Below are 26,738 nucleotides of genomic sequence, written 5' to 3'. Positions count from 1 at the left end.
GATACTCCCGGAGAGAACCCCTCACCCGTCTCGCCGCTACGCGGCGAGCCACCCTCTCCCACAAGGGGAGAGGGGTAAGCAGCGCGTCCGGGACACGAGAGCTGTTCCTACAGCCCCGCCTTTGCAATCGCATCCGAGAACGAGCGATCCACGATCTCGGCCGCATCGAGCTTCTGCTTGATCAGGCCCCAGCGGAAGTAAAGATCGATCGTGCTCTGCTCGTCCGCGACCACGCCGTCATCGATCGGCGCGATCCGGATTTTTGCGCGCGACAGCCAGTTCTGCGGCACGGCTGTGGGGATGTTCATCAGCCTGCCCCAGGTCGCGGCATAGCTGTCGATATTGTTCAGCGACCACGCCCGCGCTGCGGTGAGGCGCAGGATGAAGTCGGTCAGCTCCGCGCGCTTGTCGCGGATCGAACCGGGCCGCGCCACCTGAAAGCTCAGCCCCGGTGTCAGGCCCTCCGAGGTGATGACACGGCGCGACTTGAACAGCACCTCCTCCCGGCTGACATAGGGCTCCCAGGTCGACCACGCGTCGACGGAGCCTTGCGTGTAGGCGATCTTGGCATCGGACGGCGCCAGGAACGCAATCTGCACGTCAGCCGCAGCCCAACCGTTCTTCTCAAGCGCCGCGAGAATCAGTTGATGCCCGATCGAGCCACGGCCGGTCGCGATCTTCTTGCCGCGCAGATCAGCAAAGCTCCTGATCGGAGAATTCTCGGGCACGAGCATGGCAAGCCCCTCGCGGGTCTGCCGGATCGCGGCGATCGCCTTCACCGGCGCGCCTGAGGCGGCGGCGAAGGTGAAGGGTGCGTCTCCAACGAGCCCGGTCTCGATCGCGCCAGCGCTGAGCGCTTCCAGCAGCGGCGCGGCCGCGGGAAATTCCTTCCACTCGATCTTGTAGGGGACGTCTTTCAGCACGCCGGCGGCTTCCATCACGGCCTGCGAATTGCCCTTCTGGTCGCCGACGCGGAGGGTGGTTTGCGCCGCCGCCAGCTCGAACGAGCCGAACAGCAGCGCACCGGCCAGCATCAGGCGGATCATTCCGCCGCCTCGCCGCGAACGGCCTGGCGCTTGGCGATCAGTTCGCGCGTCAGCGGGATCAGCTCGCGGCCGTATTCGATGGCGTCGATCAGGGGATCGAAGCCGCGGATCAGGAAATGGCTGACGCCGAGGTCGTAATAGTCGCCGAAGACCTCGGCGACCTGCTCGGGCGTACCGACCAGCGCGGTGGTGTTGCTGTTGGCGCCGGTGAGCTTTGCGATCTCGGTCCACAGCCGCTTGTCGATGCGGCTGCCCTGGTCGGCGAGCGAGAGCAGGCGCCGCGCGCCGGCGGTGGCATGGCCGTCGGCGGGCTTGCGATAGCCGGTCTTGTCCTGGAGCGCAGTGGCGTGCGCAAGAATCTCTTCCGCCTTGTCCCAGGCCTGCTTCTCGGTCGGGGCGATGATCGGCCGCACCGAGAGGCTGAAGCGTGGCGTCGGACGGCCGTGCCTGACGGCCGCATTGTGAACGCGCGCGGTGACGTCGCGCACCTGGGCATAGGATTCGCCCCACAGCGCAAAGGTGTCGGCATGCTTGCCCGCGACGTCGATCGCAGCGTCGGAGCCACCACCGACGAAGGTGTAGATGCCGGCCTTCTGCAGCGGCTTCACCTGCGAAAAACCGTTCTCGACGTTGTAGTAATTTCCGCTGTAGTTGAACGGCTTCTCGCTGGTCCATTCCAGCTTCACCACGTCGAGAAACTCGCTGGTGCGGGCGTAACGCTCGTCCTTGTCGTCGAGCGTGTTGCCGTCCTGTCTGAGCTCGGCTGCATTGCCGCCGGTGATGACGTGCAGCGAGACGCGGCCTCCATAGAGTTGGTCAAGCGTCGCCAGCTGCCGCGCGAGCAGCGTCGGCGCGGTAAAGCCTGGTCGCTGCGCGACCATCACTTTCAACGACTTGGTGATGGTCAGCACATGCTGTGCGACCTGGAGCGCATCCGGCGTGGTCGAATGGAACGCCAGCAGCGCGCGGTCGAAACCGGCAAGCTCATGCGCCTTCGCGACCGTCTCGATATAGGCGGGATCGAGCACCGGGCCCTGGCGCACGATGGTCTCGGAGGCATTGCTGTTGGCGATAAAGCCGATGAACTCGACCGACATGACGTTCTCCCTGAATGTTTGGCGGCAGGCTAGAGGCCCAATGCGGCACGGCCGAGGCCGGTGCGCGTGGAATCGTCCTGCGGCGTGTGCACGCGACCGCACAGGACGTCGCGATAGTGCCGCTCCAGCGGATTGGCGCGGGACAGGCCGTGATTGCCGGTCAGCGACAAGGCATCCTCGACCGCGGCGACGGCGTTGTTGGTCACCGTGAGCTTGATCACGTTGGACTCGCCCGCAGAAAGCGCGACACCGTCATCGAAATCGCCGGCGAAGGATGCGATCAGCCGCGCATTGACCACGAGCCGGGCTTCGATCGCGCCAAGGATCTCCTGCGCGCGCGGCAAGGTCGCAAGCGGCGCTCCCAGGCTGGCCGGCACGCGCTGCTTCAGGAACCCGACCAGCCAGTCGCGTGCAGCCCGCGCAACGCCGTCATAGATCGCGGCGACAAAGATCGTGTGGACGGTCGCCTGCGCGACATCGGGTGCGCGCCAGTCCGCCGGCTCGCGCACATCGATCTCGGCATCGAGAGGTATCACGACGTCATCGAAGATGACGTCGTGGCTGCCGCTGGCGCGCAGGCCGTGATGATCCCAAGTCTCGACGATGCGCGTGCCCGGCAGGCCCGCCGGCACCAGGAACTGTCCGACGCGCGGCTCGGCTTCGTTCGTCCGCGCCCAGACCAGATACCATTTCAGGATCGGCGATCCCGTCGAATAGATCTTGTGCCCCGAGAGCCGCCACCCGGTTTCAGTCCGGCGTGCAATGGTCGCGGGCAGGCCGCCGCGCGCGGGCGAGCCCAGTTCGGGCTCGACGCGGAGCGCGTTGACGAGCGCGCAGCCCTCGACGCTCTCGCGCGCAAGCTTGCGCGACAGCCGCGCCGGCCAGGTCGGGCTCCGTGCCATCACCAGATGGTTGATGTAGTGCATCGACAGCACCAGCGCGGTCGACGGATCGGCCTTGCCGATGATGCCGAGGACGCGTGCGGCGTAGCGTGCGCCCGCCCCGGCGCCGCCATGGGCGGCAGGCACCGTCAGCGACAGCAGACCCGCCTCGGACAGCTCGCGAAAATTCTCGAACGGGAAGCTTCCGGTGCGATCGTATTCGGCCGCACGGGCAGCGAAAGCCTCGGCCAGCGCTTCGGCACGTGCGATGTAGTCGGGCTCGTAATGCGCCGCGCGCCCCTTGGCGATCGAAGTTACCATGTAGCGTCCAATCCGAGCAGGCTAAGAATCTGGCTGCGCAAATCGGCCAGATACGGATCACCGCGATGGCGCGGATAGGGCCGATCGACACGGATGTCGGCCTTCACGCGCGCCGGGCGGTCGCTGAACACGATGACGCGGTTGGCGAGCACCAGCGCCTCCTCGGCGTCATGCGTCACCAGCAGCGTGGTAAAGCCCTTGCGCTGCCACAGCGAGACCAGCTCGGCCTGCATGGTGATGCGGGTCAGCGAGTCGAGCTTGCCCAGCGGCTCGTCGAGAATAAGGATTTTGGGATCGTTGACCAGCGCGCGGGCCAGCGCGACGCGCTGCGCCATGCCGCCCGAGAGCTGGTGCGGATAGGCATTGCGGAAGGACGAAAGCCCCACGAGATCGAGCGCGGCATCGACGCGGTGACGCTGGCTCTTCAAAATGCCCTGCGCCTCCAGCCCGAGCGCGACGTTGTCCCAGACCGTGCGCCAGGGAAACAATGTCGGATCCTGGAACACGACGACGCGCGACGGGTGTGGTCGCGTGATGCGCGCCTCGTCCTCGCGCAACGTTCCGGACCGGGGCTTGTCGAGGCCTGCGACGAGGCGCAGCAGCGTGGACTTGCCGCAGCCGGAGGGACCGAGCAGCGCAACGAACTCGCCCGGCTCGACGGAGATGCTGACGTCGCTGAGCACCGGCAGCTCGGCGCCGTCGATGTCGAAGGCGTGGCTGACCTGCTCGATGTCGAGCGCGGCGCCCGCGGCCGGGTGAGCGTCGATTTCAGCCAGTGCAGTTGCGGCTACCATTTGACGGTCCCCTTCTGCCAGACCAGCAGGCGATCGCGGATCGCAAACAGCAGCGTGATCGCGCCGGAGCAGAGCAATGACATCACGATCAGCGCCGCATACATGTTGGCGTAGGCGGCCCAGCCCTGCGCCCATTGCAGGTACCAGCCGAGGCCGGCCTTGACGCCGATCATCTCGGCGACGACGAGCACGGCAAAGGACGAGCCGAGCCCCATGAACAGGCCGACGAAAACGTGCGGCAAGGCCGCGGGGATCGCGACCTTCAGCACCAGGAAGGACGGCTTCGCCCCCAGCGTCCGCGCGACGTCGTAATAGGCGTTGCTCACACTCGCGACACCAGACCAGGTCAACACGGTGACCGGGAAGCCGGTCGCCAGCGCGATCAGAAAGGTCGAGGCGCTCCAGCTCGACGGGAACGTGAAGAAGGCGATCGGCAGCCAGGCGGTCGCCGGCAGCGGGCCGATGAAGCGCAGCACCGGGTGCACCCAATAGCCGACCGCGCGCGACCAGCCGATCGAGACGCCGGTCAGGAAGCCCACCGTCGCGCCGATCAGATAACCACCGAGCTGGAGCTTGACCGAGGCGAACACGCTGTCGAGCAGTTTTGGCAGATCGTCGGTGTAGACCTCGATGATCGACTGCGGCGGCGGGAAGAACGGCAATGGCAGCCAGGCGAATTTCGCCGTCGCGACTTCCCACAGGGTCAGGACAACGCCGAGCGCGACGAGCCACGGCGCGCGCTGGCGCAAGGCGCGGCCCGTGGAACCGAGATAATCGGCGCCGACAGTCCCGAACAGCGCGATCGCTGCGATGACAAGCGCGGCGATGCCGAGCGAATGCGTCCGCGACCAGTCGCCAACGTCCTCCCACCACAGGCAGGACAGGCCGAAGGCAATCCACGCCATACTCGCGAGAACGCCGACACCGGAGTCCCGGATCCAGCTGGCAAGCCACGGTGCGCGCGAGAGACGCGGCGCGCCGGAGGCGAGGCCGTCAGACAGCGAATACGTCGACATAGATGCGCTCCGCAAATCTGGCCGTGTCGGTGCTCTGCTTGAACACCTGCACACTCTTGAGATCGTCGGCATAGGCCTTGAGCTCGCGCTTTAGCACTTCGCCGACGGGATGATGATGATGGGTATGGTAGCGCACCATGCCCTCGATATCCGCGAGTGACGCCGTCTTCGGCGCATAAGGCTGGAACGATTTCGCCGTCACTGACGGATTTTGCGCAGTGAACATCGCGGCATCGAGCAGCGCCTGCGTGAGGGCGCGCGCGACCAGCGGCTCCTCGCGCACCAGGCTGCCGCGCAGGCCAAGGATACAGCAGCTCTTGTCGCGATATTCGCCATCGAGATTAGAGGCGACCTCCTTGTACTGGCTGTCCTTAAGCCAGAGATAACCCAGCGGGTCGGATGACAAGAAGGCCTGCACCTCGCCCTTCTCGACGGCGACATTGAGAAGGTTGCCGGGATAGGCGCGCCAGTCGACATCCTTGTTCGGATCGATACCGAGCTTGGCGAGCTGAATGGAGAAGAAATTCTTGTCGGGGCCACCGAGATCGCCGACCGCGACGATCTTGCCCTTCAGATCGGCGAGCTTGCTCACGCTGGAATCGGCGCGGGTCAGGACCCGCATGCAGCCACCATGGGTGCCGGCGGCAATCTTGACGTCAAAGCCCTGCTCCAGCGGCTTCAGCCAGCGGAGCGCCATGCCGAGCCCGGCATCGCTCTTGCCGGTCGCGATGGCCTCGAGCAGCTGGTCGGTCGAACCGGAATAGTTGATGAGTTCGATGTCGAGATTATGCTTCTGGAAGAAGCCGTGCTCGATGGCGACCGGCACCGGGGCGAGACAGACCGCGCCGGCGTTCCAGGACAGCTTGAGCTTGCGCGGCGCGCCGGTGAGCGCGGGCACATCCGACGCCGTCCGGCACAGCGGAAACTCCGAGAGATCGACGCCGGGCGCGATGGCCCGCGGCGCAAAGGCCTGTGCCGCACCGAAGGCACCGAGCGGCGCTGCGAATGCCGCAGCTAATCCCGCCTGGAGCAAATGGCGCCGGTCGAGCCTCGATCCGTCGCGCTTGTCGTCGTCGTTCATCCGTCTGCACTCCTGCGCTGGCACGGCTCCGCCATCGGCACAACGGCTTGCGTTGCGCCTGTTCCGTGCGGAGCTGCGTCGAGAGAAACTCTTTTCGCCGGCGCCTGCTCGGTGCCTTGATGCGATGCGCAAATCATGCGGCGCGTTCGCCGTATCGTCAATGAAATGGAATTTCGAATGTGGCACGAAGCGAAGTCATTCTCTCCATCTGTGCGTGCGAGGACGATGAAAGGATTTCCGCCGATGCATCGGTTGGCGGAGACCGGCGCGACTCCCTCTGCTGCTTCATTTTTGCGCAGCATCAGTGGCGCATACCGCACGTTCTCGAAATCAGTGTTTCGCTGAAATGTCCTTGCTGGTCGCGCGCGCAATACGGTTAGCCATTTCATTGACCGCGCATCGCGCGACCATAGACTTGATCGTCTCGCTGCATCGTTCGCTCACGCGTCGTGGGCAAAGCAACAAGACAGGCTACATGAGCATCAACTCCCTCGATCATTCCATCACGCGCCGGCTCGCGGCATCGCTGCTTGCCGCCGCCATCACCCTGTCGACGGCCGCCGCGTCGTTCGCGGCCGACGCAATCGTGCTGCGCGTCGGCGACCAGAAGGGCGGTAACCGTTCGCTGCTCGAGATCTCGGGCTACGCCAAGGATCTGCCCTACAAGATCGAGTGGTCGGAATTCCCCGCGGCAGCTCCAATCCTGGAGGCGCTCAACGCCGGCGCGCTCGACGTCGGCTACACCGGCGACCTCTCGTTCCTTTCGGTCTACGCGGCCGGCGCGCCGATCAAGGCGATCGGCGGCACCAGGTCGGATGCGAAGACACAAGCCATTCTCGTGCGCCAGGATTCGCCGATCAAATCGGCCGCCGACCTCAAGGGAAAACGCCTCGCCGGCACGCGCGGCGGCTGGGGCCAATTCCTGATCGACGCCACGCTGGAGAAGGCTCAGATCAGGCTGGAGGACGCGACCTTCGCGCCGCTCGGGCCGGTCGACGCCAAGATCGCGCTGGTCGCGGGCTCGATCGACGCCTGGGCGGTGTGGGAGCCCTACGTCTCGTTCGCGACGCTCAAGGACAAGGCCCGCGTGATTGCCAACGGTGAGGGCCTGACGCCGACCATCACCTTCATCGTCGCCTCCGACAACGCCATCGCCACCAAGCGCGCGGCTGTGCAGGACCTCGTGCAGCGGCTGAACAAGGCGCGGCTGTGGTCGCTGGATCATCTCGGCGAATATGCCCAGAGCACGTCCGAACTGACCAAGCTGCCGGAGGACGTGCTGCTCTCGGCCTACACCGCGCAACGCACCAGCCCGATTCCGATCGACGAGAACGTCGTGAAGGAGGTGCAGGAAGCCTCCGACCGCTCGACGCGCTACGGCATCCTGCCGAAGAAGCTCGACGTCAGCAAAGCCGTCGACCGCAGCTTCACCGCTGCGGCCGCGGGATCGAACTAAGCGGAGGCGGCGGGATGCGCGCGCGGCGCCTCAAGGCGGGCCCGCTGCATCTCGCCGCGACCGTGCTCGCGCATTTCGCCTGCATGAGCCTGATCGTGTGGCTGTCGCTTTAGACGCCGTCCAGCGTCGCGTTCGCCGGCCCGGCCTTAAGGAAAACATCAGGACAACATAAGGAGCCCATAAGGACTTCCGAGACGCCGCTGGCCTAGCATCGACCGTGTGATCGCGTCGGTAACAGGATGCCTCATCCCGCGGCCGGTCCAGGCAATCACAACTCGCTCTCGGGTTGCCGATACCGACCGGACGGGCTTACAGTGATCCGCCCTGCGGCCGTCGACGCTTGCAATGGGAAGGCGACCTTCGGGCTGGAGATCAGCGCCATGTCAGCCGATCAGTATCTTCGTTACGATCCGTCCGTCGAACAAGTCCGGCCGGAGGAAGCGGCGGCCGTCGAGGAGATCGTTGCCTCGATTTCGCGAACGAGCGACCGCACTTTTCGCAAAGACAAGCACGGGACCCGACAGCAGCACGCCAAGGGCGCCGGCTATCTCCGGGGCGAGCTGATCGTCTACGACGATTTGCCTCAACATCTGCGCCAGGGCCTGTTCAAGCAAGCTGGCCACTTCCCGATCATCGTCCGCCTCTCCACCGCATTCAACAGGAGCGATCGCGTACGTTCGCCGCGGGGGTTTGCCATCAAGGTCCTGGGTGTGACCGGGGCCAAGGCGCTCGGCGACGACGATACGACGAACCAGGATCTCCTGCTCGTCAATCACCCCAGCTATTTCGCGGATGCGATGGCCTATATGCGCGCACAGCACCACGTCGAGCGCACCCTGTTCCTGCCTGATCTGGCGTACGTACCCATAGGCTTTCTCGCGCGCGCGCTGGTCGCCGCATCGGACAGAACAGGCATTCCGATCCCGATCGTCTTGAAAGCGCTCGGTGATGCCGGCAGCAACATCCTCGGAGAAACCTTTCACACGGAGGGAGCATTGCGGTTTGGCGATTATATCGCAAGGCTTCGCCTGGTGCCGATCTCGGCCTCGGTTCGCCAACTCACCGGCCAGCCCTGTCACGATTCCGATGATGCCGTGCTGAACAGCGTCGTTGCCTTCTTCAAGGACAATGCGGCCGAGTACGAATTATTTGCCCAGCTCTGCACCGACCTGGAGCGAACACCGATCGAAAATGCCTCGATCGACTGGCCCGAAGACGTCGCGCCGCCGCAAGCACTTGGCAAGATCACGCTTCCGCGCCAGACCGCCGACAGCCCCGCGCGTCGGCTCTATTCCGACGAGGTGCTTTCGTTCGATCCATGGCGATGTCTCGCCGCGCATCAGCCGCTCGGCTCGATCATGCGGTTGCGCAGGGATGCCTACCGTGCCTCCCGCAAGCTGCGGCAGCAGCAAAATCACTTCACGGTCAAGCAACGGCCCGGCGAGCCGCGAGTGATCGCGGACCTGCCGGATTGAGCCGATCACCGTCCCGCATTATTGGGCCCGGTGTCGTAGGCTGCTTCGAAAAATGACGCCGACCGCAGCGGATCGCCGGGATCAAGCGTCTCTGCTAGCGATGCGATCACCCGGCTGGAGCGGTCCCGCCACTTGGCAGCCCTTTGCACCTGTCCGAGGCCCTCATAGACCACCGCTGTCGTGCGATAAACCCGCCAGGCGGCGTGCGGCAATCTGGCATGGCGGACGATCGAAATGGCCGTCGCCAAATGCCCGCGGGCGAGTTGCGTATCCTGCTTCAGGATCGCAATTCTCGCCATGGCCTCGTGGCTGAGCGCGAGAAACGGCCGGTCCGGTGCCGCGCTCGTCACCTCATGAAACTGGCTGGCCGATGTTTGCGCGCGGTCCAGATCGCCGGTCGCGATCCAGTAGTCGCAGCAGGTCAGCAGATAATGCGGGATGACCAGCGACTCCATCGGCACCCGGTCGACCTCCATCCGCCGCTCCATCGCATCGAGATGCTGCCGCGCCCGAGGCAGGTCGCCCATCCTGACATAAGCTCGCGCCAGCAGGTTCCTGCCAACGAAAAAGGTGAACGGATTGGCCTCGATCATCGGGCCGAGCGCATCCTCCGCACGCCGTGACGCGCTGCCATATTCCTCCGCCTCGGAGTACAGCCAGCCGATCGTGAGATGACACAGCGCGACGGCCTGCGGATTTGCATTCCGCTCCGAGATCGCCAACGCGGAGACGACGTTTCGTTGCGCCCGTCCCCATTCACCGAGATAAATCTGGGCAAAGGCCTCGACCGATTCATAGAGCACGAACAGATAGACGTCACCGACCAGGCGGGCGAGCTCCTTTCCCCTGGTCGTCGCATCGCAGCAGGCCGGATAATTCGCGCGCAGGAACTCCAGCACCATCTCCATCGAGCAGCGTCGCAGCCGCATGCTCAGATCCTGCTCTCCGGCGATCAGTGCTGACGCACGCTCGGCAAGCTCTGCATTCTCGCGATCCCAGCCGCGGAGCATCAGCTTCAGATTGGCGACGTTGCCCTGGACCAGAGCGCTGAACGCCGCGTCGTCGATCGCCCGGCTCTTGACAAGGGCCTGTTCCGCAACAGGCAGGCTCTGGCGTCGATCGACGTAAAGACAGAATCTGCTGAGATCGACCAGTGCGTTCACCTCCTCGCGCACGTTCCCGTTCTCCGCCGCGTGCGCGACGACTGCGCTGAGATCCTGCAGGGAATTCAGGAAATCTCCACTGGCCCGCCAGGCCCAGGCGCGCTGAAGCAGCAACTTCAGACGTGTCGTCACCCGAAACTCCGCCGGCAAATGCGGCACCAGTTCCAAAGCGCGGGACAGGTAATTGGCGGCCTCGCGTGTGCTGAACCTTCGCGCCGAGCCCTCGGCCGCCGCGCCCAGATAATGCATCGCTTTCGGGAAATCGCGGCCCAGTTCGAAGTGGCGCGCGACAACGGCGGCGAGCTCCACAGCCTGCGGCCCATAGCCCTGCTCGAGCCCCGCCCCAAGCAGCGCATGGGTTTTCGCGCAGCGCGCCGGCGCGAGCCGCTGGTAGAGGATCTCCTGGTAAAGTGCGTGCTGGAACGCATAGCGACCGGAGACGCCTCCGTTCGGCCACTCGGTCATGCCGGCAGCGACGATGACGCGATCAGTCCGCGCCAGGTCCTCGCACATCTGCTCGACATCCAGCACGGGACGGTCCAGCGCCCCGGCGATATGGAGCGCGGAAAACTCCGCTCCCGCCGCACTGGCGACCTCGAGCAGGCAGCGCTCGTCCACGGTGAGGTGATCGATCTGCTGCTTGATCATTCCTTCCAGATCGCGCGGCATGCTGTCATGCGAGGCCGCGTCTTCGCTGACCAGCCGCCAGCCCAATTCGTGCTCGACCAGCGCGCCCTGCGCCACGAGGTGATCGAGCAGAGACGACACGAACAGAGGATGGCCGCCGGTTCGCGCGAAGATGCGCTCGACCAGCTCTCTGGCAAAATCGGCCGAGTTGAAGCGCAGGGACAGATAGCGTTCGACGTCGGTGCCGGTCAGTCGATCGAGCGCGAGCTCGGTGGCGTGTCCGTGAATCCGCAAGTCCTGGTGAACCGCACGGACGGGATGTCCGCCGACGGCGACTTCCATCGGCCGATAGGTGGCCAGCACGAGGATAGAAGCCCGCCGATCCCGCCGCGCCAGCCGGGAGAGCACATCCACGGTGGCAAAGTCACTCCAATGCAGATCTTCCAGGATGATCACCCATGGTCGCGTGACGGCGAGATGTTCCATGAGATCGGCAAATTCCCGCAGCATGCGCTCCCGGGTTGCGCCAAAGACCTCGTGCTGGAATGCGGCCCGATCTGCTTCGCCGAGGAAACCGGGCATTTGCGCGAGCCAGGTCGGGGCGTGCTCGCGGATCGAAGTCAGCAGCGATGCTCCATCGGTTCGACGGCAGCACTCGTTCAGCGCTCCGATCAGCGGAAGAAAGGCCTCATGGGTGCCGAACAACTCGTTGCAGCTACAGTGCAGCACGCCCAGTCCCTGCTGGTTCATCCTGTCGAGCGTCATTTGCAAGAGAGTGGTCTTGCCGATCCCGGCCTCGCCGGTGATGAAGACGACCTGACGCTGTCCGGTACGGGCGAGTTGCAACGCCTTGTCCAGCGTGTCGAGTGCGCCGGTGCGCCCGACCCTCCAGTGCCGGCGTCGATCGACAGCCTGCTCCGTGGCGGACGCCGCCTCCTGTTCGGGCGTTCGATCGATCGTAGGCAATTCGGCGGTCGCGACCGCCGCAATGAAGCGATAGCCGCGCCGCGTGACCGTCTCGATGTAATTGGGGGACTGCCTGTCGTCGCCGAGCACCGAGCGTAGCGCGTTCACGGCAACGGCGAGGCTCGACTCGCTGACGTGCAGATCGGACCAGACCGCGTCGAGCAACTCTTCCTTGGTGACGAGCTCACCGGGCCGACCGACAAGATGGCAAAGAACCTCGAACGGCTTCGGCGCCAGCGCGATCCGCTCCCCGCCTCGCCACAATAGCGCGTTGGCCCGGTCGAGGCGGAATTCACCAAAGGCAAGCGCGTCTGTACGCACGGCTCCGACCCCCGGATGATCCCCGATCTTAAGGCAAAGCTCAGCCAAATGTAAGGGCACGCTAAAGACCTGCGCCCTGCGCCGGTACTAGCGTTGGCCTGTCCATTTCAGAGACGCCGGCAAGGCGTCGGACGGCCTTTTCATCACGCTGTCATTTCAGTCGACAGGCAGTCGATGCCTGAATTTTTGGCAAGGAGTTGGCCATGAGCATTCTAAAAAATTTGGCGATGCCGCCTCTGGCTTTTGCCATTCGCCATTACGACATCAGGGTCATATTGGGCATCACCGTCCTCAGCCGCATCTTCCTCGTCGCCATCTACCTTGCGAGCGGCGGCCCGGGCCTGTCCGAGTTCGAGCTCGTCAACACCATCGCACTGCCATGAGCTCGGGACCGCTCGAATGGTGCATCGAGATCGCGATCATCGTCGCGATCTGCACCGGGATTGTCGTGGGCGGCCATGGCCGGCTCGTCGTGCCGCATCACCGGGTTCAACGCGCGCAAGCCGATCGGGCCGCTTGCGTGCAGCGGCCCTCAAACCTCTTTAGCGTCGTCGCCCTGCGGCGAGCCGGTCCGCCCGTTTGATCGGTCACCAATACGCGCGGTGATAGTGCCGGTAATACGGCCGGTAGTAGCCGTAACGAGGGCCGAAATACGGGCGGTAAGGCCGATAGTAGCGCGGATAAGCATAGGCCGGACCATAGCCGTAATAGGCCGGCGCATAACCATAGCCGTAACCGTAGCCCGGCCCTGGGTATCCGTAGCCGCCATAATACGGCCCGCCGCCATAGTAGCCATAGCCGTAAGGCGCGCTGCTGGCGATGGCGCTGCCGATGATCGCGCCGGCTGCGAGCCCGCCAATACCCCATCCAAAACCTCGGCCGCGCCAATACACCTGCGTGACATCGTCGCCGACGGCGGCCTTCATGGTTGCGACATTGGTGGGCAGCGGAGCCGCCCCCGCCGGCTGAATTCCCCCCGCCATCACCGCGGCGGCGAGCGAACCGGCGACTGCCGTTTTCCAGACCCTCATCGTCTTACTCCTTTCTGACGTTTGGCTTGGACATGGATCGCAGCGCCATCATCGGGCATCCTGGCGCGAGGTCAAAGCCTCGCGTTTTGCGTGCACCGCACAAGACACATGCCTCCATTCTGATCAACCGGCACCCGACGGGCTCGACAACCTCGCCGCGTGTGACACCGGCAGGACGGTGCCTGGGGCCCGATCACCGCCGCAAAGCATTAAGCTTCCGGCGCATTCGCAACCAACAACCACCTTCCCGATTTACTATTCGTGCCGTTACTATCGGTTCCAAATGTGCGCGGCCGGGAGGCTTCTCGCGAGCGCCAGAGTTGTGGGAGAATGACATGAGTGCCGCGAGACCCGAGCCGCTTGCCCGTCAGGCGCTGGCGTTCGTCCTGGCCGGCGGACGCGGCAGCCGGCTGCTGGAGCTGACCGACCGGCGCGCCAAACCCGCGGTCTATTTCGGCGGAAAGTCCCGCATCATCGATTTCGCGCTGTCGAACGCGGTGAACTCGGGCATCCGTCGCATCGCCGTCGCCACCCAGTACAAGGCGCACAGCCTGATCCGGCACCTTCAGATGGGCTGGAACTTCTTCCGTCCCGAGCGCAACGAGAGCTTCGACATCCTCCCGGCGAGCCAGCGCGTCTCCGAAAACATGTGGTATGTCGGCACTGCCGATGCAGTCTACCAGAACATCGACATCATCGAATCCCACGCCTGCCGTTTCATCGTGGTTCTCGCCGGCGATCATATCTACAAAATGGATTACGAGGTGATGCTGCGCCAGCATGTCGACAGCGGCGCCGACGTCACCGTCGGCTGCCTGGAGATGCCGCGGCAGGAATCTTCCGGCTTCGGCATCATGCATATCGACGAGAACGGCTGGATCAAAGAGTTCCTGGAAAAGCCGAAAGATCCGCCGCCGATGCCGGGCAAGCCGGACGTCTCGCTCGCCAGCATGGGCATTTACGTGTTCGATGCCAAATTCCTGTTCGAGGAGCTCAAGCGCGACGCCGAGGATCCGAACTCCAACCACGATTTCGGCAAGGACATCATCCCCTATCTCGTCAAGAACGGCCGCGCCATGGCGCACCAGTACTCGACCTCCTGCGTCCGCTCCGGCAGCGACCCCCGCGCCTATTGGCGCGACGTCGGCACGGTCGACGCCTATTGGGCCGCCAATATCGACCTCACCGACGTGGTCCCCGAGCTCGATTTGTTCGACAGCGCCTGGCCGATCTGGTCCTATTCGGAGATCACGCCTCCGGCAAAATTCGTCCACGACGAGGAGAGCCGGCGCGGCCAGGCCGTGAGCTCGCTGGTTTCGGGCGGCTGCATCATTTCCGGCGCCTCGCTGCGGCGCTCGCTGCTGTTCACCGGCGTGCGCGTCAACTCCTACGCCAATGTCGAGAACGCCGTGATCATGCCCTACGTCAATGTCGGCCGCGGCGCGCGCCTGAAGAACGTCGTGATCGATCGCGGCGTCGAGATCCCGGAAGGGCTCGTCGTCGGCGAGGATCCCGAGTTGGACGCAAGACGCTTCCGCACCACCGAGCAGGGCATTTCGCTCATCACCCAGCCGATGCTCGACAGGCTCAATACATGACGCCTGTTCGCGTCCTCGCGGTCGCCTCTGAAGTCTATCCCATCGTCAAGACCGGCGGCCTCGCCGATGTCGCGGGCGCGCTGCCGATCGCGCTGAAGGCGCATGGCGTCGAGATGCGCACCTTGATGCCGGGCTATCCCGACGTGATGCGGGTGCTGGGGGGAGCCGACGAAATCCGGCGCTGGCCGGATTATTTCGGCGGACCCGGCCGTCTGCTCGCCGCCTCGCATGACGGCCTCGATCTGTTCGTGCTCGACGTGCCGCATCTCTACGCACGGCCCGGCAACCCCTATGTGACCGCCGAAGGCGTCGACTGGGCGGACAATGGCGTGCGGTTCGCCGCGCTCTCGCGCATCGCGGCCGATATCGGCCACGGCCTCGTGCCCGCCTTCGTGCCCGATGTGGTGCATGCCCACGACTGGCAGGCCGGGCTCGCGCCAGCCTATCTGCACTACGACAACCGGCCGCGGCCGGCCACCGTGATGACCATCCACAACATGGCCTATCAGGGCAAGTTCGCGCCCGAGCTGATCGGTTCGATTGGCCTGCCGTGGCGCGCCTACGGCGTCAACGACCTCGAATATTTCGGCGGCATCAGTTTTTTGAAGGCGGGCCTGCAATTCGCCGATCGCATCACCACGGTGTCGCCGACCTATGCGCAGGAGATCCAGACCGACGAGGGCGGCATGGGGTTCGGCGGCTTGCTTCGCGCCCGCGCGAACGTGCTGAGCGGAATCCTCAACGGCATCGATGTATCTGTTTGGAATCCGCAAGAAGATGCGCACATCGCTTACCGCTTCGGCGCGGAGGACCTCACGTACCGGGCCGCGAACAAGGCGGTGCTGCAGCAACAGTTCAATCTGGATTCCTCGGACGAAGCGCCACTGCTCGGCGTCATCAGCCGCCTGTCCTGGCAGAAGGGGCTCGATCTCCTGCTCGAAGCCATTCCGACCATTTTGCGCGAAGGCATGCAGCTCGCGCTGCTCGGCAGCGGCGACCGCGATCTGCAGGATCGCTATCAGGCCGTTGCGCGCGCGAACCCCGGCCGCATCGGAGTCGTGATCGGCTATGACGAGATCATGGCCCATCTGATCCAGGCCGGCTCGGACGCGCTCATCGTGCCATCACGGTTCGAGCCATGCGGCCTGACCCAGCTCTGCGCGCTGCGCTACGGCGCCGTGCCCATCGTCTCGCGGGTCGGCGGCCTCGAGGATACCATCGTCGATATCGGCGAGGCCGACAAATCGGGCCACGATGCCACCGGCTTCAAGTTCGGCCCCGTCACCGCGGATGCCCTCGCCGGCACGCTGCGCAAGGCCAACATCGCCTTTCACGACAAGCTGACCTGGCGGCGGCTGCAACTGAGCGGCCTTGCAACCGACGTGTCCTGGCGCAACCGCGCCGGTGACTATGCCGCGCTCTATCGCAGCCTCATGACCGCGCGCGCCTGAGGCCCGACATCGTCGAATCAATGCTATAGAGCCGCCATGGACCCGTTCTTGATCAAGCTGATCGGCTTTGCCGCCGCGACCTGCACCACCGTGGCCTACGCGCCGCAAGCCATCAAAGTGTGGAAGACCCGCTCGACCGGCGATATTTCGCTCGGCATGTTTCTTGTCATGGTGCTGGGGCTGGCGCTCTGGCTCGTCTACGGCCTGCTGTCGGGCGATGCGCCGCTCGTCGCCGCAAACGCCATCACCATCGTGCTCGCCGGCGGCATCCTGTTCATGAAGCTGAAATACGGGTGAGCCTGGAGTGTCGTAGGGCGGATTAGCCGAAGGCGTAATCCGCCGCCTTCATTGCAGCCGATGGTGGATTACGCTTCGCTAATCCACCCTACGATTCATCCGAACACATACGAGGCCATCGCGACATTCGCGACCTCGTCGACGAAGACGCGCTGGCCCGCGTCGCTGCCGGCGGCGCCGGCGGCCACCATCAGCGGCAGCAGATGATCTTCGCGCGGATGGGCCAGGCGCGCACTCGGGGCGTTCTCCCAGTCAACCAGCATCGCGTTGCGGCGCGCCGCGTCCTTGTGACTGATCGCCTCGTTCAGATACGCCTCGAAATCATATGAGACCGGCTTCGACTCCGCACGGCCGAACCCGCGCATGTTGTGATAGGTGAGCCCGCTGCCGACGATCAGAATGCCTTCGTCCCGCAGCGACGCAATCGCCTGCCCGACCTTGATGTGCTCGGCCGGATCATAGCTCGATCTCAGCGAGAGCAGCACGATCGGCATGTCGGCGTTCGGATACATCAGCCCGAGCGGCACGAAGGTGCCGTGATCGAACCCCTGGTTGGGATCCTCCCGGCAATCGACGCCCGCGCGAATGAGCAGCGTCTTCACCTCCGCGGCGAGCTCGGGCCGCCCCGGCGCGGGATATTTGAGGTGATAGGTGTGCTCGGGAAAACCGTGATAGTCGTACACCATCGGCGGATGCGTCGAAGTCGACACGGTGAAGGCGTCAGCCTCCCAATGTCCTGTGATGACGAGCACGGCCTTGGGCTTCGCCGGCAAGAGCTGCGGCAGCCGGCCGAACGCCTCGGCGGTCTTCGCATATTGCACCCGCCTGTCTTCCATGAACGGCCAGGGACCGCCGCCATGCGACAGGAACAAGGTCGGAAATCGCACCATGGGCTCAGGCTCGTTTCATTGGCAACATGCGCGTGCGAGCTGCCCGCGCTATCGGCCGCGAGCATAGGCAAACCCGTATGGTTAGCAAGACGTTAACGATTTTCCGCCCAGAATCCCGGGCGTAGCCGAAGGAGTCGGCCAGCAGCCAGGGACGTGAAATGAAGAAGTTTGCGTTGGGGGACGTCGTCAACAGTGACAAGGGCCGCCGCGGCGTCGTGCGCGCCGCCTACAGATCGAAGGACGGCCAGCAGTTCTACGCCGTCGAGAAAGACGGCGCGATGGATTATCTGGAGGAAGACCGGCTGAGCCCGGCGCCGCGCGTCGAGCTCGCGGCTTAAGTCCAACTCATCCTGCCCTAACGCCCGAACCGGTCCAGGCGCTCCGACAAGGGGTCGTCTCCGCTCGCGATGCCATCGTTCGTGATCAGCAGCAGGCGATCGCCGCCTGCGGAAGCATCCCAATGCGGCAGGTCCGCACCGTTGGGATCGCCGCTCTTGGCGAAATTGATCCAGTAGGCGCGCAGGCGATTTGCGACCTCGCGATCGCCTCGTGACAAGATGCCTGCACCGGGCATGCCTTCCACGCCGAAGATGAACTGCAATTCCCGCCCGTGACCGCCCTCGGCGTTTGCGCGCCGTGCCTCCGGCACATAGGCAAAGCGATATCGAAAGCTCGGCGCACCGCTGGCGGCATGCAGGCGCGCCAGCAGTCGCACCGGCTCGGAGAACACCTTGTCGGTGTAGAACCTTGCCGCGCGGACGGAAGGTCTGGCGAGGTCCGGATAGAGCCTGCGCAGTTCATCGCTGGTGGCGCCTGACGATGCCAGCTCGTCCCGGATATCCAGATCGCCGTCGAAACCGGTCTCGTCGTCGTTCGAGCCGATGATCAAGGGAATGCGGCTCTCATGTCCGGCCGCGAAGCCTGCGGCGACGTCCTCGCGCACCAGACTCCCATCGATGGTCGGCGCGAAGCTCCTCGGCGATTTTTCCAGCAGATGTTTTTCAGCGGCAAGCAGACGTCGCGGCTCGGCTGCGCGCAGATCGGCCTGTCGCCCCAGCGCCGCCACGAATTGCCGGCCCACAATCTCGGCCTCTTGTGCCGAACGCAGCCGCGCACTGCCGGGGATCGATTGCAGAATGGCTTTCTGGAACAGATCGCGCGATTGCTCAGACAGCATCAGCAGCGCGATCGAGGTCGCGCCTGCGCCACTGCCGAACAAGGTGACGTTGGTGGGATCGCCGCCGAAGGCCGCGATGTTGTCGTGCACCCAATGCAGCGCCGCGATCTGGTCCATCAGGCCGTAATTGCCGGAGCCATCTTCCGACAGCGCGGGATCGCTGAGCCAGCCGAGCGCGCCGAGGCGAAAATTCGCGGTCACCACGATGAGGCCGGCCTGCGCGAGCCTGGCACCGTCGAACAGCGGATCGTTCGCGGTGCCGCTGACGAAAGCACCGTTGTGGATGAACATCATCACCGGCAGCGGGCCATCGACCCCGAACGGACGGAACACGTTCAGCGTCAGGCAGTCCTCGCTCGATCCCGGCAGCGACGGCTGAAGACACGGCGCGCCATAGGCATAGGCGGTGCGCATCTCCGAACTCTCGGGCGCGGCCTGCGGCGAACGCCAGCGCAGCGGCCCGATCGGCGCGGCCGCATAGGCCAGCCCCTTGAACGAGGCTATCTCGCCTTCGACGGCGCCGAGCATCTGTCCTTCGCGCGTCAGCGCAAATGGAAACTGGCCGACCGGCTGGGCCACGACCGGGCCGGCGCAACAGAGGACCAGAGACGTCGCAAACAGCGCGAACACGGACCGCATCTTCAGAGCATCTCGATGCGAAGGGTTTAGGCAGGTTATGTCCGTGGCCCACTGCGAGGCAAGCGGCGTGACCGCGCCTAGCTCCGCTTGGCGGCAAGCTCCGCCAGTGCGTGGCGTGCAATGATGCCGAGCTCACCGAGCGTGGTGTGACCGGACCGCGCTGCCTCGATCAGCCGCTCGGCGATGAACCTGCGGCTGTCGTGATCGCCGCCGTGCGGCAGTTGGCGGCACGTCTCCTCCAGGACAACGTCCATGTTCGCTTTGGTCCGCTCACTCAACTCTGTCATGACGCCCTGAGAACGCGTGGCTTGTAGCCGCAAGCATACACAGACGGATCGTACATGATTAGCCCGGGTAATCACGGCCATTGTGCATCGCGGTGCGTGCATTGAAGCAACGTTCGCGCAGCCACGATGACGCCGCAAACGGCCACCGAAGATTGCACTTGTTCTGATGACAAGCCGAACCTGCAGCGATAGCCTGCCGGCAAAACAAAACACACGGGAGGAAATGCCATGCCTGATGCAATGGTTGCTGCGCGTGCCTCTGATGCGGGGCGCGGAACCAGCCAGCAGGTCGATGTTGCCGTGGTCGGTGCCGGATTTGCCGGCCTCTATCTTCTGCATCGGCTGCGCAAGGCCGGCCTGACCGCGGTCGGCCTCGAAGAAGCCGGCGACGTCGGCGGCACCTGGTACTGGAACCGATATCCCGGCGCGCGCTGCGATATCCAGACCATCGATTACAGCTACACCTTCGATCCGGACCTCGAGACCGCCTGGACCTGGTCGGAGAAATACGCGACCCAGCCGGAGATCCTGCGCTATCTCGGCTTCGTCGCCGACCGCTACGATCTCAGGCGCGACATTCGCTTCAAGGCCAAGGTCACGGAAGCGAAATGGGACGAGGCCACCGAACGCTGGCAGCTCACCACCGACAATGGCGCGCCGGTGTCCTGCCGCCATTACATCATGGCCACCGGCTGCCTCTCGGCGCCGAAGCCGCCGGAGATCGACGGCGTCAAGGACTTCAAGGGCGAGGTCTATTTCACCGGACGCTGGCCGCATGACGGCGTCAATCTCGCCGGCAAGCGCGTCGCGGTGATCGGCACCGGATCGTCGGCCATTCAGTCGATCCCGCTGATCGCCGAACAGGCCGCCCACTTGACCGTGTTCCAGCGCACGCCGAATTTCGCGCTACCTGCGCACAACGGTCCCGCGCCGGCCGATCGCAGGGACCTGTTTCAGAGCGACCGCGCCGCCTATCGCGAGCAGGCGCGCCAGTCGATGGCCGGCGTGCCCTATCCGCAGCAGACGGTCGTGAGCTGGCAATTAAGCGATGCCGAGCGTCGTGAGCGGTTCGAACGCGCCTGGGCGGCCGGCGACCTCGTCCACATCCTGACCCAGCTCTGGGCCGACCAGGCGGTCGACATCGACGGCAACAAGATCATCCAGGACCTGATCCGCGAGAAGATCCGCGCCGCCGTCAAAGACCCCGAGACCGCCGCGGCGCTGATGCCGGACGATCATCCGTTCGGCGCCAAGCGCCCCTGCCTCGATACCAACTATTACGCGACCTACAACCGGCCGAACGTCACGCTGGTCAATCTGCGTCAGGAACCGATCAAGGCGATCACCGCAAGCGGCATCACGACGGCGAGGCGCAGCGTTGAGGTCGATGTGATCGTGTTCGCGACCGGATTCGACGCCATGACCGGCGCGATCCGCGCCGTGCATCCGATCACCGGACGCGGCGGCAAGTCGCTCACCGACGTCTGGGCGCAGGGGCCGCAGACCTATCTCGGGCTCACCGTCGAAGGCTTCCCAAATTTCTTCATGATCACCGGACCCGGCAGCCCGTCGGTGCTGTCGAACATGGCGGTGTCGATCGAGCAGCATGTCGACTGGGTCGTCGATCGGCTCAAGGCGTTGCGCGACGGCGGCTTCACCACGATCGAGCCGACCGAGACGGCGCAGGCCGGCTGGAACAGGCACATGGCCGACTGCTCGATGGTGACGCTGCACCGGCTCGCCAACACCTGGTACACGGGCGCCAACGTTCCCGGCAAGGTGCAGGGCCTGATGCCCTATACCGGCGGCGTCGGTCCCTATCGCAGCATCTGCGACGAGGTGGTCAGCCGCGGCATGCTCGGCTTCAAGCTGACCGGTCCCGATGTCGCCGCGCAATGCAATGACGGCGAGGTGGTGCGCCTCCAGCCCGATGTGCGGCTGGTGCTCAACCTGCTGGCGTCGCTCAACCTGCCGCCGATCGAGTCGATGGGCGCGCAAGGCGCCTGCGCCTTCGTCAATGAGTTCAACAAGGGCCGTCCCGCTGGACGGCCGATCGGCGAGATCGTCGACGGCACGCTGCCCGGCGCCGACGGTCCCTTGCCTTATCGGGTCTACAAGCCGGCAACATCAGGGCCGCATCCAGTCGTGGTCTATTTCCACGGCGGCGGCTGGGTGCTCGGCGACGAGCAGTCGGACGATCCGTTCTGCCGCGACATGGTGCGGCGGACCGGCATGATGCTCGTCAGCGTCGGCTATCGTCATGCGCCCGAGCATCGTTTCCCGGCCGCGGCCGAAGACGGCTACGCGGCGACGCGCTGGATCGCGGAGCACGCCGCCGAGCTCGGCGGCAGGCCGGGCCCGGTGCTGGTCGCGGGCTGGAGCGCCGGCGGCAACATCGCCGCCGTCACCTGTCAGCTTGCCCGCGATCGCGGCGGGCCTGATATCGCGGGCCAGCTCCTGATCTGCCCGGTCACCGACTGCACTTTCGACCGCCCCTCCTACAACGACAATGCGACCGGCTATTTCCTGACCCGCTCGTTGATGTACTGGTTCTGGGACCTCTATTGCTCGCCGGCCGACCGCACCGATCCGCGCGCCTCGCCGCTCCGCGGCAAGGTCGCAGGCCTGCCGCCGGCCTTCGTCGTCACCTGCGAATTCGATCCGCTGCGTGACGAAGGCATCGCCTATGCCGAGGCAATGGCGGCCGCCGGTGTCCCGGTCGAGCAACTCAAGGCGCGCGGCCATTTCCATTCGTCCTTCACGATGGTGGACGTGATCATCACCGGCGCGCCGGGCCGGGTGCAGATGGCCGAGGCCTTGCGACGCTTCGCCGGGCTTCCGCCCGAAGTTGGTCGCGGCGACGATCGCAGCCAGGTTCATACCAGCCCGGGGCATAAGATCGCGGCCGCCGCGAGTTGAGCAGCGGCAAGCCGGCCGGGAGCCATGCTCCCGGCCGCGACGACAATTGATATCGTCCCGGTACGCGCGTTTCCTTTGGACCAGGCCCGACGACGCTGAGCCGGCCTGCGTTGTCAGCTGAGCAGCTGGGGCTGGTGATCCGGCAACAACGACGAGGCCGCAATGAGGCCGCCTGCGGATGCAAGAGCGGCAATAAGCCAGGGCCACACATAGCTGACAGCCGCGGCTTCGTAGGGCAGCGGCGCACCGAGCGCCGCGATGCCCAATGCAAAGCCGCCTTGGCGCATGACCACAGTCACTGCCGAGGCCATGCCGGTTTGGTCCGGAGACACCAACGCGACGACAGCACCCGATAGTTGCGGGTGCGCCAGCGCTGCGCCAACCCCGATCAACAGCATCCCGGTCGCCGTCGCGGCGAGAATAACTCCAGTGTTCGGGAGCCAGCCACTCGCGATCAGCATCAACGTGAGATCGCCCGCCAGCAGCACCAGCATCGCGGTCGCGAACAGCCGGCGCCAGCCCCAGCGTTTCGCCAAACGGGCTCCATAGGGCGGCAGCAGAAGCATCGGCAGCGTCGCAAAGAGCAATGCGAATCCGACCGATGAGCCTGTCCAGCCAAACGCTGCATCCAGGAACGGCGGCAGGTAGACGAGGACGGCCCAGTATCCGATGGAGACGGCAATCAGCAACGACGAAATTCCGATCATGACCGGTCGACCAAATACAGCCGGATCAAACATCGGCGCGGGCCGGCGCCGCTGCTGCATCGCAAAGATGGCGAGTAGACACACACTTGCCCCGAGACCGACCGCAACCCGGACCGGTGCTGCACGCCCCATCAACAGGCTCTCGATCGCTAGGCCAAGAGCAAACGTGAGAAGAACGATACCGCTCCAATCAAGCGGACGACCGGCAGGGCCGCGCGATTCTGCGACCAACCGTGGAACAGCGAGAATGGCGAGCAGGCAAAGTGGGATATTTGCCAGGAAAATCCAGCGCCACCCAACCCACGTCGAGACGAGCCCTCCGAGCGTCGGCCCAAGAGCCATCGCCGTACCCGAGATCACGCCCATCAGCGCGAATGCACGGGCGCGCTCGTCAGGCCGGGTATAGGTGCTCGCGAGCAGCGCGATGCCTCCGGTAATGACGAACGCTGCGCCAAGGCCTTGAACTGCACGCGCAGCCCACAGCACCGGGCCTCCCGCCGCGAAGCCGCAGGCGATCGAACCGGTCAGGAACACGATGTTGCCGCCAAGCAAGGCACGTCGTCGTCCATACCTGTCCGCCAGCGCACCGGCGGCCAGCAATCCCCCTGTAAAAGCCAGACTGTAGGCATCCATGACCCAGGCATAGGCGGCGACGCCGAAACCGAGCTCGGCCGCGATGGCCGGCATTGCGACGACAACCGCTGTCACGTCGAATTGCGTCAAGAAGGCCGCCATGCCGAGCACCGTCGCCGGCAGCAGGTCGTGCCAACAGCCCCGCGACTGCGTAGGGAGTTCGGGCTGGGTCATCGGTTTCCAATCGTGAAAGCGTCTCTCCCGATATGCACGCCGGCGCGGGTTGCACGCCAATGCAAGTTGTTCACATCGCCATGAAATTCATTCATGATGATGCGATGCGCTCATTTCCTCCTTTTGACGGCCTGATTGCGTTCGAGGCCGCCCTGCGACATGCGAGCGTCACCCGCGCCTCGGCAGAACTCGGGCTTACGCAGAGCGCGGTCAGTCATCGGCTGCGCAAACTCGAGGACTTCGTCGGGACGCCGCTCCTCATTCGCCAGCCGAGCGGCCTCAGCGCCACGCCCGCCGGTATTGCACTCTCGAACGAGTTGGCCGGCTTGTTCGACAGAATGGCGGATTTTCGTGCGCTTTGTCGGGCCGCCGCGCCACCTCAGGCCTTGAAGGTCGGCGTAGGTGCAGCGCTTGCCGACTATTGGCTCGTGCGGCGCTTGCCCAATTTTGCGCAAGCGCATCCCGGCATACCGGTTGAGCTGGCGGTACGTGAAGCCGACGCACACGCGAGGTCGGCCGATCTCGACGTCACGGTCCTGTGGCAACCAGCAGCGGGCTTCAGGCCCATGTCCACGCAGCGTTTGCTGTTTCGCGAGCATGTGTACCCCGTCTGCCACCCGCGCCTGCTGCTTGGCCGACGCCCCCTGACCGACGTGACCCGCCTCAAATCGTTGCCGCTCCTGCACAAGGGCCGGGCCGGCGAAGACAGTGGGGTCGAATGGTCATGGACAACGTGGTTCGAACGATTGGGCCTCGGCCGCCCGCCGCCGGCCGAGATCCGTTTTGCAACGATAGCCACTGCCGTCGCCGCCGCCCTCGCCGGCAACGGGATCGTGCTCGCACGCTCGCTACTGGTCCAGGACGCGCTCAAGGACGGGAGGCTGGTACGGGTGCTTCCGCAATCGTGGGACTTGCCGGCGAGCAAAGCCCAAATCGTGCGCTGGCCCCCGGCGATGGCCAAAGATTCCCGGGTGCAGGCGTTTGTTCGCTAGATCCTGCAAATGCCCAGGATTCCCCAGGATTGAGCCAACGCCGCGACGATTAGCCGGGAACCATTTCTCGGCCGCCGCGTTAAGGGGCGTGTGGCATTGAGATGCAGTAATGGGTGTGGGCCCCGGTACGCACGATCGTGTGCCGGGGTTCTTTTTGCGTGAGGCGGGACGATGGGGGACGTGGCTGGGGATTCAAAGGTCGATTTTGGTGTCCTGGCGGTGCTGCATAAATGGCCATCGCTTGCGAACCAGCGGCGGTCGGACCGAGCGTCCTACCAGGTGATCGAAGGCACGCTCGACGAATGCATCTCGGCGTTCATGGCGAAGCCGGCGGCGACCAGGCATCTCTATGAGATTCGCACGATCGCACAACCGCCGCTGGTCACCGACATTCTCTCGCCCGAGCACATCACCGAGCTGGCGCGGCTGCGCGAATTTCTCTGATCCTCGCAGAAAGCACCGGCTGAGCGCAGGAACCTTCTTCCGGTTTTTCCCGTTGATGGTGATCGGAAGCGAAGGCGTGAGTGCCTCAGATGCTTGAAGCCGGCGTGCCAGCCCCGGTCGTGCCCTATGGCGCAGACCAGACCCTGTTCGTGGTGATCGACCGCCTCGACAAGGCGACTGAAATCCGTGTCGAGCGGAGCGATCTCGACGCCACGATCGGCGAGCTCGTCGCAGGCTGCTTCAACGACCCCGTCAAGGTCATCTCATTCAACACGCTCGAGCACTGGATGAAGGACATCTCGACCGACGTCGCCGGCGAGATTCGGGCGCGCTGCGACATCGATGGCGTGACGCTGCCGGACTATCTCAGCGACTTCGTCGAGAGCCACAGCTGAGCCCGCGTGGGGTGATCAGAATCAGGCGCGCCGGTACTTGCCGGCGATGACCTCGATCTCGCGGCGGCGTTCGTCCGCGAAGGTCAGAAGCTTTTCGATCGTCAATGTATCCGTGATCCGTTTGGCCAGCCGCTCGGCGCGTGCCGCCTGATCTTCGAGATACTGGATCGTGTTCAAACGCCGCCTCCCAGGAGCTTCAATCTGGAGTCCCGAATGATTGGGTATCCATGGTGGCTGGAGGCGGCTAACAGCCGGTTAAGCACAGCGTTTCGGATCGATATCACTGCAAATTATTGCACCACGTCGAGCCGGACATTGGTGACACCCTTGTCGACCATGCCGAGCGCCTCGGCCGCGGAGGGAGAGATGTCGACCACGCGCCCGCGAACATATGGCCCGCGATCGTTGATCCTGACGGTCACGAAGCGGCCGGATGAGACGTCGGTGACGCGCAGCTTGGTGCCGAACGGCAGGCTGGGATGGGCCGCGGTCAATTCGTTCTTGTCGAACCTCTCGCCGCTCGCCGTCTCCGTGTCCGAATAGAAGCTGGCGACGCCATGCGAGACGCTCTGCTTCGCGTCGCCGTCAGGAACGCGCGCCCGGCTGATCGGACGCGGATGCAGCGCCGCCACCCTGTGCGGTCGTTCGACAGCGGCTTGGCGGTGGGTGCCGAGATCGGCTTTCTGGCGGCCGACCGGCGATTGCGCACACGCCGCAAGCGACGCCGCGCCGATGATGGCGAGCAGTATCCGGCACAGGCTTGCCGGCGAAATCCGGGCAGTTTCGGCACGTGCAAATCGAGACATGATGCGCCCTCCGAACGACCCCGAGTTTCGGTGGGCAATGAGGGCAGAACCTTG

The 26,738-nt window shown here is 64.8% G+C and carries 25 protein-coding genes; 11 read left to right on the top strand and 14 right to left on the bottom strand.

What is annotated here, in order from left to right:
• Positions 1 to 107: 107 nt before the first annotated feature.
• From AC0L3U_RS03780 to AC0L3U_RS03755, 6 genes are read right to left on the bottom strand one after another with little or no spacing between them, the layout of a single operon-like run.
• Entirely contained in the window at positions 108 to 1,046 is a 939-nt protein-coding gene (locus AC0L3U_RS03780) for an ABC transporter substrate-binding protein (RefSeq protein WP_473360729.1), read from the bottom strand.
• Entirely contained in the window at positions 1,043 to 2,143 is a 1,101-nt protein-coding gene (locus AC0L3U_RS03775) for an LLM class flavin-dependent oxidoreductase (protein ID WP_473360728.1), read from the bottom strand. The genes AC0L3U_RS03780 and AC0L3U_RS03775 overlap by 4 nt, the downstream gene beginning before the upstream one ends.
• Positions 2,144 to 2,172: 29 nt before the next feature.
• Positions 2,173 to 3,345 carry an acyl-CoA dehydrogenase family protein gene (locus AC0L3U_RS03770; RefSeq protein ID WP_473360727.1) on the bottom strand — a complete coding sequence of 391 codons (1,173 nt, stop codon included), beginning with the start codon at positions 3,343 to 3,345 and terminating at the stop codon, positions 2,173 to 2,175.
• Positions 3,339 to 4,139, bottom strand: coding sequence for an ABC transporter ATP-binding protein (locus AC0L3U_RS03765; protein ID WP_473360726.1), 801 nt, complete (start codon positions 4,137 to 4,139; stop codon positions 3,339 to 3,341). Before AC0L3U_RS03765 ends, AC0L3U_RS03770 begins: the two co-directional genes overlap by 7 nt.
• Entirely contained in the window at positions 4,133 to 5,155 is a 1,023-nt protein-coding gene (locus tag AC0L3U_RS03760; protein ID WP_473360725.1) for an ABC transporter permease, read from the bottom strand. The genes AC0L3U_RS03765 and AC0L3U_RS03760 overlap by 7 nt, the downstream gene beginning before the upstream one ends.
• Positions 5,133 to 6,236, bottom strand: coding sequence for an ABC transporter substrate-binding protein (locus tag AC0L3U_RS03755; RefSeq protein ID WP_473360724.1), 1,104 nt, complete (start codon positions 6,234 to 6,236; stop codon positions 5,133 to 5,135). The genes AC0L3U_RS03760 and AC0L3U_RS03755 overlap by 23 nt, the downstream gene beginning before the upstream one ends.
• A gap of 475 nt (positions 6,237 to 6,711) precedes the next feature.
• Here AC0L3U_RS03755 and AC0L3U_RS03750 point away from each other — a divergent pair, with 475 nt between their 5' ends.
• Both AC0L3U_RS03750 and AC0L3U_RS03745 read left to right on the top strand, forming a co-directional pair.
• Complete coding sequence (locus AC0L3U_RS03750) at positions 6,712 to 7,692, top strand: ABC transporter substrate-binding protein (protein WP_473360723.1); 981 nt, start codon at positions 6,712 to 6,714, stop codon at positions 7,690 to 7,692.
• 380 nt (positions 7,693 to 8,072) lie between these two features.
• Positions 8,073 to 9,167, top strand: coding sequence for a catalase family protein (locus tag AC0L3U_RS03745; RefSeq protein ID WP_473360722.1), 1,095 nt, complete (start codon positions 8,073 to 8,075; stop codon positions 9,165 to 9,167).
• Positions 9,168 to 9,172: 5 nt separating this feature from the next.
• Here the strand turns inward: AC0L3U_RS03745 and AC0L3U_RS03740 are convergent, their stop codons facing one another.
• The gene (locus tag AC0L3U_RS03740) at positions 9,173 to 12,244 is read right to left on the bottom strand and encodes an ATP-binding protein (RefSeq protein ID WP_473360721.1); all 3,072 of its coding nucleotides are present in this window, start codon (positions 12,242 to 12,244) and stop codon (positions 9,173 to 9,175) included.
• A 203-nt stretch (positions 12,245 to 12,447) separates the two neighbouring features.
• Here AC0L3U_RS03740 and AC0L3U_RS03735 point away from each other — a divergent pair, with 203 nt between their 5' ends.
• Complete coding sequence (locus AC0L3U_RS03735) at positions 12,448 to 12,627, top strand: hypothetical protein (RefSeq protein WP_456768520.1); 180 nt, start codon at positions 12,448 to 12,450, stop codon at positions 12,625 to 12,627.
• Positions 12,628 to 12,831: 204 nt separating this feature from the next.
• Here the strand turns inward: AC0L3U_RS03735 and AC0L3U_RS03730 are convergent, their stop codons facing one another.
• Positions 12,832 to 13,275 carry a hypothetical protein gene (locus tag AC0L3U_RS03730; RefSeq protein WP_473360720.1) on the bottom strand — a complete coding sequence of 148 codons (444 nt, stop codon included), beginning with the start codon at positions 13,273 to 13,275 and terminating at the stop codon, positions 12,832 to 12,834.
• Positions 13,276 to 13,610: 335 nt separating this feature from the next.
• On the opposite strand from AC0L3U_RS03730, the gene glgC reads away from it, so the two are divergent.
• From glgC to AC0L3U_RS03715, 3 genes are read left to right on the top strand one after another with little or no spacing between them, the layout of a single operon-like run.
• Positions 13,611 to 14,873 carry a glucose-1-phosphate adenylyltransferase gene (gene glgC, locus AC0L3U_RS03725; RefSeq protein WP_007613273.1) on the top strand — a complete coding sequence of 421 codons (1,263 nt, stop codon included), beginning with the start codon at positions 13,611 to 13,613 and terminating at the stop codon, positions 14,871 to 14,873.
• Entirely contained in the window at positions 14,870 to 16,324 is a 1,455-nt protein-coding gene (gene glgA / locus AC0L3U_RS03720; RefSeq protein WP_473360719.1) for a glycogen synthase GlgA, read from the top strand. The genes glgC and glgA overlap by 4 nt, the downstream gene beginning before the upstream one ends.
• Before the next feature lie 36 nt (positions 16,325 to 16,360).
• Positions 16,361 to 16,621, top strand: a complete 261-nt coding sequence (locus tag AC0L3U_RS03715; RefSeq protein ID WP_007601071.1) for a SemiSWEET transporter — start codon at positions 16,361 to 16,363, stop codon at positions 16,619 to 16,621.
• Positions 16,622 to 16,716: 95 nt separating this feature from the next.
• Here the strand turns inward: AC0L3U_RS03715 and AC0L3U_RS03710 are convergent, their stop codons facing one another.
• Positions 16,717 to 17,511, bottom strand: coding sequence for a DODA-type extradiol aromatic ring-opening family dioxygenase (locus tag AC0L3U_RS03710; protein ID WP_473360718.1), 795 nt, complete (start codon positions 17,509 to 17,511; stop codon positions 16,717 to 16,719).
• 158 nt (positions 17,512 to 17,669) lie between these two features.
• Here AC0L3U_RS03710 and AC0L3U_RS03705 point away from each other — a divergent pair, with 158 nt between their 5' ends.
• The gene (locus AC0L3U_RS03705) at positions 17,670 to 17,849 is read left to right on the top strand and encodes a hypothetical protein (RefSeq protein ID WP_270162072.1); all 180 of its coding nucleotides are present in this window, start codon (positions 17,670 to 17,672) and stop codon (positions 17,847 to 17,849) included.
• Between the two features lie 17 nt (positions 17,850 to 17,866).
• On the opposite strand, the gene AC0L3U_RS03700 is transcribed toward AC0L3U_RS03705, so the two are convergent.
• Both AC0L3U_RS03700 and AC0L3U_RS03695 read right to left on the bottom strand, forming a co-directional pair.
• Complete coding sequence (locus tag AC0L3U_RS03700) at positions 17,867 to 19,327, bottom strand: carboxylesterase/lipase family protein (RefSeq protein WP_473360717.1); 1,461 nt, start codon at positions 19,325 to 19,327, stop codon at positions 17,867 to 17,869.
• A 77-nt stretch (positions 19,328 to 19,404) separates the two neighbouring features.
• Complete coding sequence (locus tag AC0L3U_RS03695) at positions 19,405 to 19,581, bottom strand: hypothetical protein (RefSeq protein ID WP_245286308.1); 177 nt, start codon at positions 19,579 to 19,581, stop codon at positions 19,405 to 19,407.
• A 261-nt stretch (positions 19,582 to 19,842) separates the two neighbouring features.
• On the opposite strand from AC0L3U_RS03695, the gene AC0L3U_RS03690 reads away from it, so the two are divergent.
• Positions 19,843 to 22,533: a flavin-containing monooxygenase gene (locus tag AC0L3U_RS03690; RefSeq protein ID WP_473360716.1), complete on the top strand. Its 2,691-nt coding sequence runs from the start codon at positions 19,843 to 19,845 to the stop codon at positions 22,531 to 22,533.
• 113 nt (positions 22,534 to 22,646) lie between these two features.
• On the opposite strand, the gene AC0L3U_RS03685 is transcribed toward AC0L3U_RS03690, so the two are convergent.
• Positions 22,647 to 24,047: an MFS transporter gene (locus AC0L3U_RS03685; RefSeq protein ID WP_473360715.1), complete on the bottom strand. Its 1,401-nt coding sequence runs from the start codon at positions 24,045 to 24,047 to the stop codon at positions 22,647 to 22,649.
• A 59-nt stretch (positions 24,048 to 24,106) separates the two neighbouring features.
• Here AC0L3U_RS03685 and AC0L3U_RS03680 point away from each other — a divergent pair, with 59 nt between their 5' ends.
• From AC0L3U_RS03680 to AC0L3U_RS03670, 3 genes are all read left to right on the top strand, one after another.
• On the top strand, positions 24,107 to 25,039 hold the full coding sequence (locus AC0L3U_RS03680; protein ID WP_473360714.1) for a LysR substrate-binding domain-containing protein: 933 nt from the start codon (positions 24,107 to 24,109) through the stop codon (positions 25,037 to 25,039).
• 171 nt (positions 25,040 to 25,210) lie between these two features.
• Positions 25,211 to 25,483: a hypothetical protein gene (locus AC0L3U_RS03675; RefSeq protein WP_473349385.1), complete on the top strand. Its 273-nt coding sequence runs from the start codon at positions 25,211 to 25,213 to the stop codon at positions 25,481 to 25,483.
• Positions 25,484 to 25,572: 89 nt separating this feature from the next.
• Positions 25,573 to 25,878, top strand: a complete 306-nt coding sequence (locus AC0L3U_RS03670; protein ID WP_007601056.1) for a hypothetical protein — start codon at positions 25,573 to 25,575, stop codon at positions 25,876 to 25,878.
• A gap of 21 nt (positions 25,879 to 25,899) precedes the next feature.
• On the opposite strand, the gene AC0L3U_RS03665 is transcribed toward AC0L3U_RS03670, so the two are convergent.
• Together AC0L3U_RS03665 and AC0L3U_RS03660 are read right to left on the bottom strand one after the other, a co-directional pair.
• Positions 25,900 to 26,055, bottom strand: a complete 156-nt coding sequence (locus AC0L3U_RS03665; RefSeq protein WP_445217157.1) for a hypothetical protein — start codon at positions 26,053 to 26,055, stop codon at positions 25,900 to 25,902.
• A 113-nt stretch (positions 26,056 to 26,168) separates the two neighbouring features.
• Positions 26,169 to 26,684: a septal ring lytic transglycosylase RlpA family protein gene (locus tag AC0L3U_RS03660; protein WP_473360713.1), complete on the bottom strand. Its 516-nt coding sequence runs from the start codon at positions 26,682 to 26,684 to the stop codon at positions 26,169 to 26,171.
• Positions 26,685 to 26,738 lie beyond the last annotated feature (54 nt).

It is taken from the genome of Bradyrhizobium sp. Kon69 (assembly GCF_055807515.1).
Note: the sequence above shows the minus strand (reverse complement) of the source record. Positions and strands in the feature narration are given on the sequence as shown.

Bases quoted from the DNA above. Each gene is read 5' to 3' on its own strand.
- AC0L3U_RS03750 (WP_473360723.1), top strand. From the start codon at position 6,712: ATGAGCATCAACTCCCTCGATCATTCCATCACGCGCCGGCTCGCGGCA.
- glgA (WP_473360719.1), top strand. From the start codon at position 14,870: ATGACGCCTGTTCGCGTCCTCGCGGTCGCCTCTGAAGTCTATCCCATC.
- AC0L3U_RS03710 (WP_473360718.1), bottom strand. From the start codon at position 17,511: ATGGTGCGATTTCCGACCTTGTTCCTGTCGCATGGCGGCGGTCCCTGG.
- AC0L3U_RS03700 (WP_473360717.1), bottom strand. From the start codon at position 19,327: ATGCGGTCCGTGTTCGCGCTGTTTGCGACGTCTCTGGTCCTCTGTTGC.
- AC0L3U_RS03765 (WP_473360726.1), bottom strand. From the start codon at position 4,139: ATGGTAGCCGCAACTGCACTGGCTGAAATCGACGCTCACCCGGCCGCG.
- AC0L3U_RS03770 (WP_473360727.1), bottom strand. From the start codon at position 3,345: ATGGTAACTTCGATCGCCAAGGGGCGCGCGGCGCATTACGAGCCCGAC.
- AC0L3U_RS03695 (WP_245286308.1), bottom strand. From the start codon at position 19,581: ATGGACGTTGTCCTGGAGGAGACGTGCCGCCAACTGCCGCACGGCGGC.
- AC0L3U_RS03760 (WP_473360725.1), bottom strand. From the start codon at position 5,155: ATGTCGACGTATTCGCTGTCTGACGGCCTCGCCTCCGGCGCGCCGCGT.
- AC0L3U_RS03705 (WP_270162072.1), top strand. From the start codon at position 17,670: ATGAAGAAGTTTGCGTTGGGGGACGTCGTCAACAGTGACAAGGGCCGC.
- AC0L3U_RS03755 (WP_473360724.1), bottom strand. From the start codon at position 6,236: ATGAACGACGACGACAAGCGCGACGGATCGAGGCTCGACCGGCGCCAT.
- AC0L3U_RS03730 (WP_473360720.1), bottom strand. From the start codon at position 13,275: ATGAGGGTCTGGAAAACGGCAGTCGCCGGTTCGCTCGCCGCCGCGGTG.
- glgC (WP_007613273.1), top strand. From the start codon at position 13,611: ATGAGTGCCGCGAGACCCGAGCCGCTTGCCCGTCAGGCGCTGGCGTTC.
- AC0L3U_RS03690 (WP_473360716.1), top strand. From the start codon at position 19,843: ATGCCTGATGCAATGGTTGCTGCGCGTGCCTCTGATGCGGGGCGCGGA.
- AC0L3U_RS03685 (WP_473360715.1), bottom strand. From the start codon at position 24,047: ATGACCCAGCCCGAACTCCCTACGCAGTCGCGGGGCTGTTGGCACGAC.
- AC0L3U_RS03670 (WP_007601056.1), top strand. From the start codon at position 25,573: ATGCTTGAAGCCGGCGTGCCAGCCCCGGTCGTGCCCTATGGCGCAGAC.
- AC0L3U_RS03775 (WP_473360728.1), bottom strand. From the start codon at position 2,143: ATGTCGGTCGAGTTCATCGGCTTTATCGCCAACAGCAATGCCTCCGAG.
- AC0L3U_RS03675 (WP_473349385.1), top strand. From the start codon at position 25,211: ATGGGGGACGTGGCTGGGGATTCAAAGGTCGATTTTGGTGTCCTGGCG.
- AC0L3U_RS03660 (WP_473360713.1), bottom strand. From the start codon at position 26,684: ATGTCTCGATTTGCACGTGCCGAAACTGCCCGGATTTCGCCGGCAAGC.
- AC0L3U_RS03745 (WP_473360722.1), top strand. From the start codon at position 8,073: ATGTCAGCCGATCAGTATCTTCGTTACGATCCGTCCGTCGAACAAGTC.
- AC0L3U_RS03715 (WP_007601071.1), top strand. From the start codon at position 16,361: ATGGACCCGTTCTTGATCAAGCTGATCGGCTTTGCCGCCGCGACCTGC.
- AC0L3U_RS03680 (WP_473360714.1), top strand. From the start codon at position 24,107: ATGCAAGTTGTTCACATCGCCATGAAATTCATTCATGATGATGCGATG.
- AC0L3U_RS03735 (WP_456768520.1), top strand. From the start codon at position 12,448: ATGAGCATTCTAAAAAATTTGGCGATGCCGCCTCTGGCTTTTGCCATT.
- AC0L3U_RS03780 (WP_473360729.1), bottom strand. From the start codon at position 1,046: ATGATCCGCCTGATGCTGGCCGGTGCGCTGCTGTTCGGCTCGTTCGAG.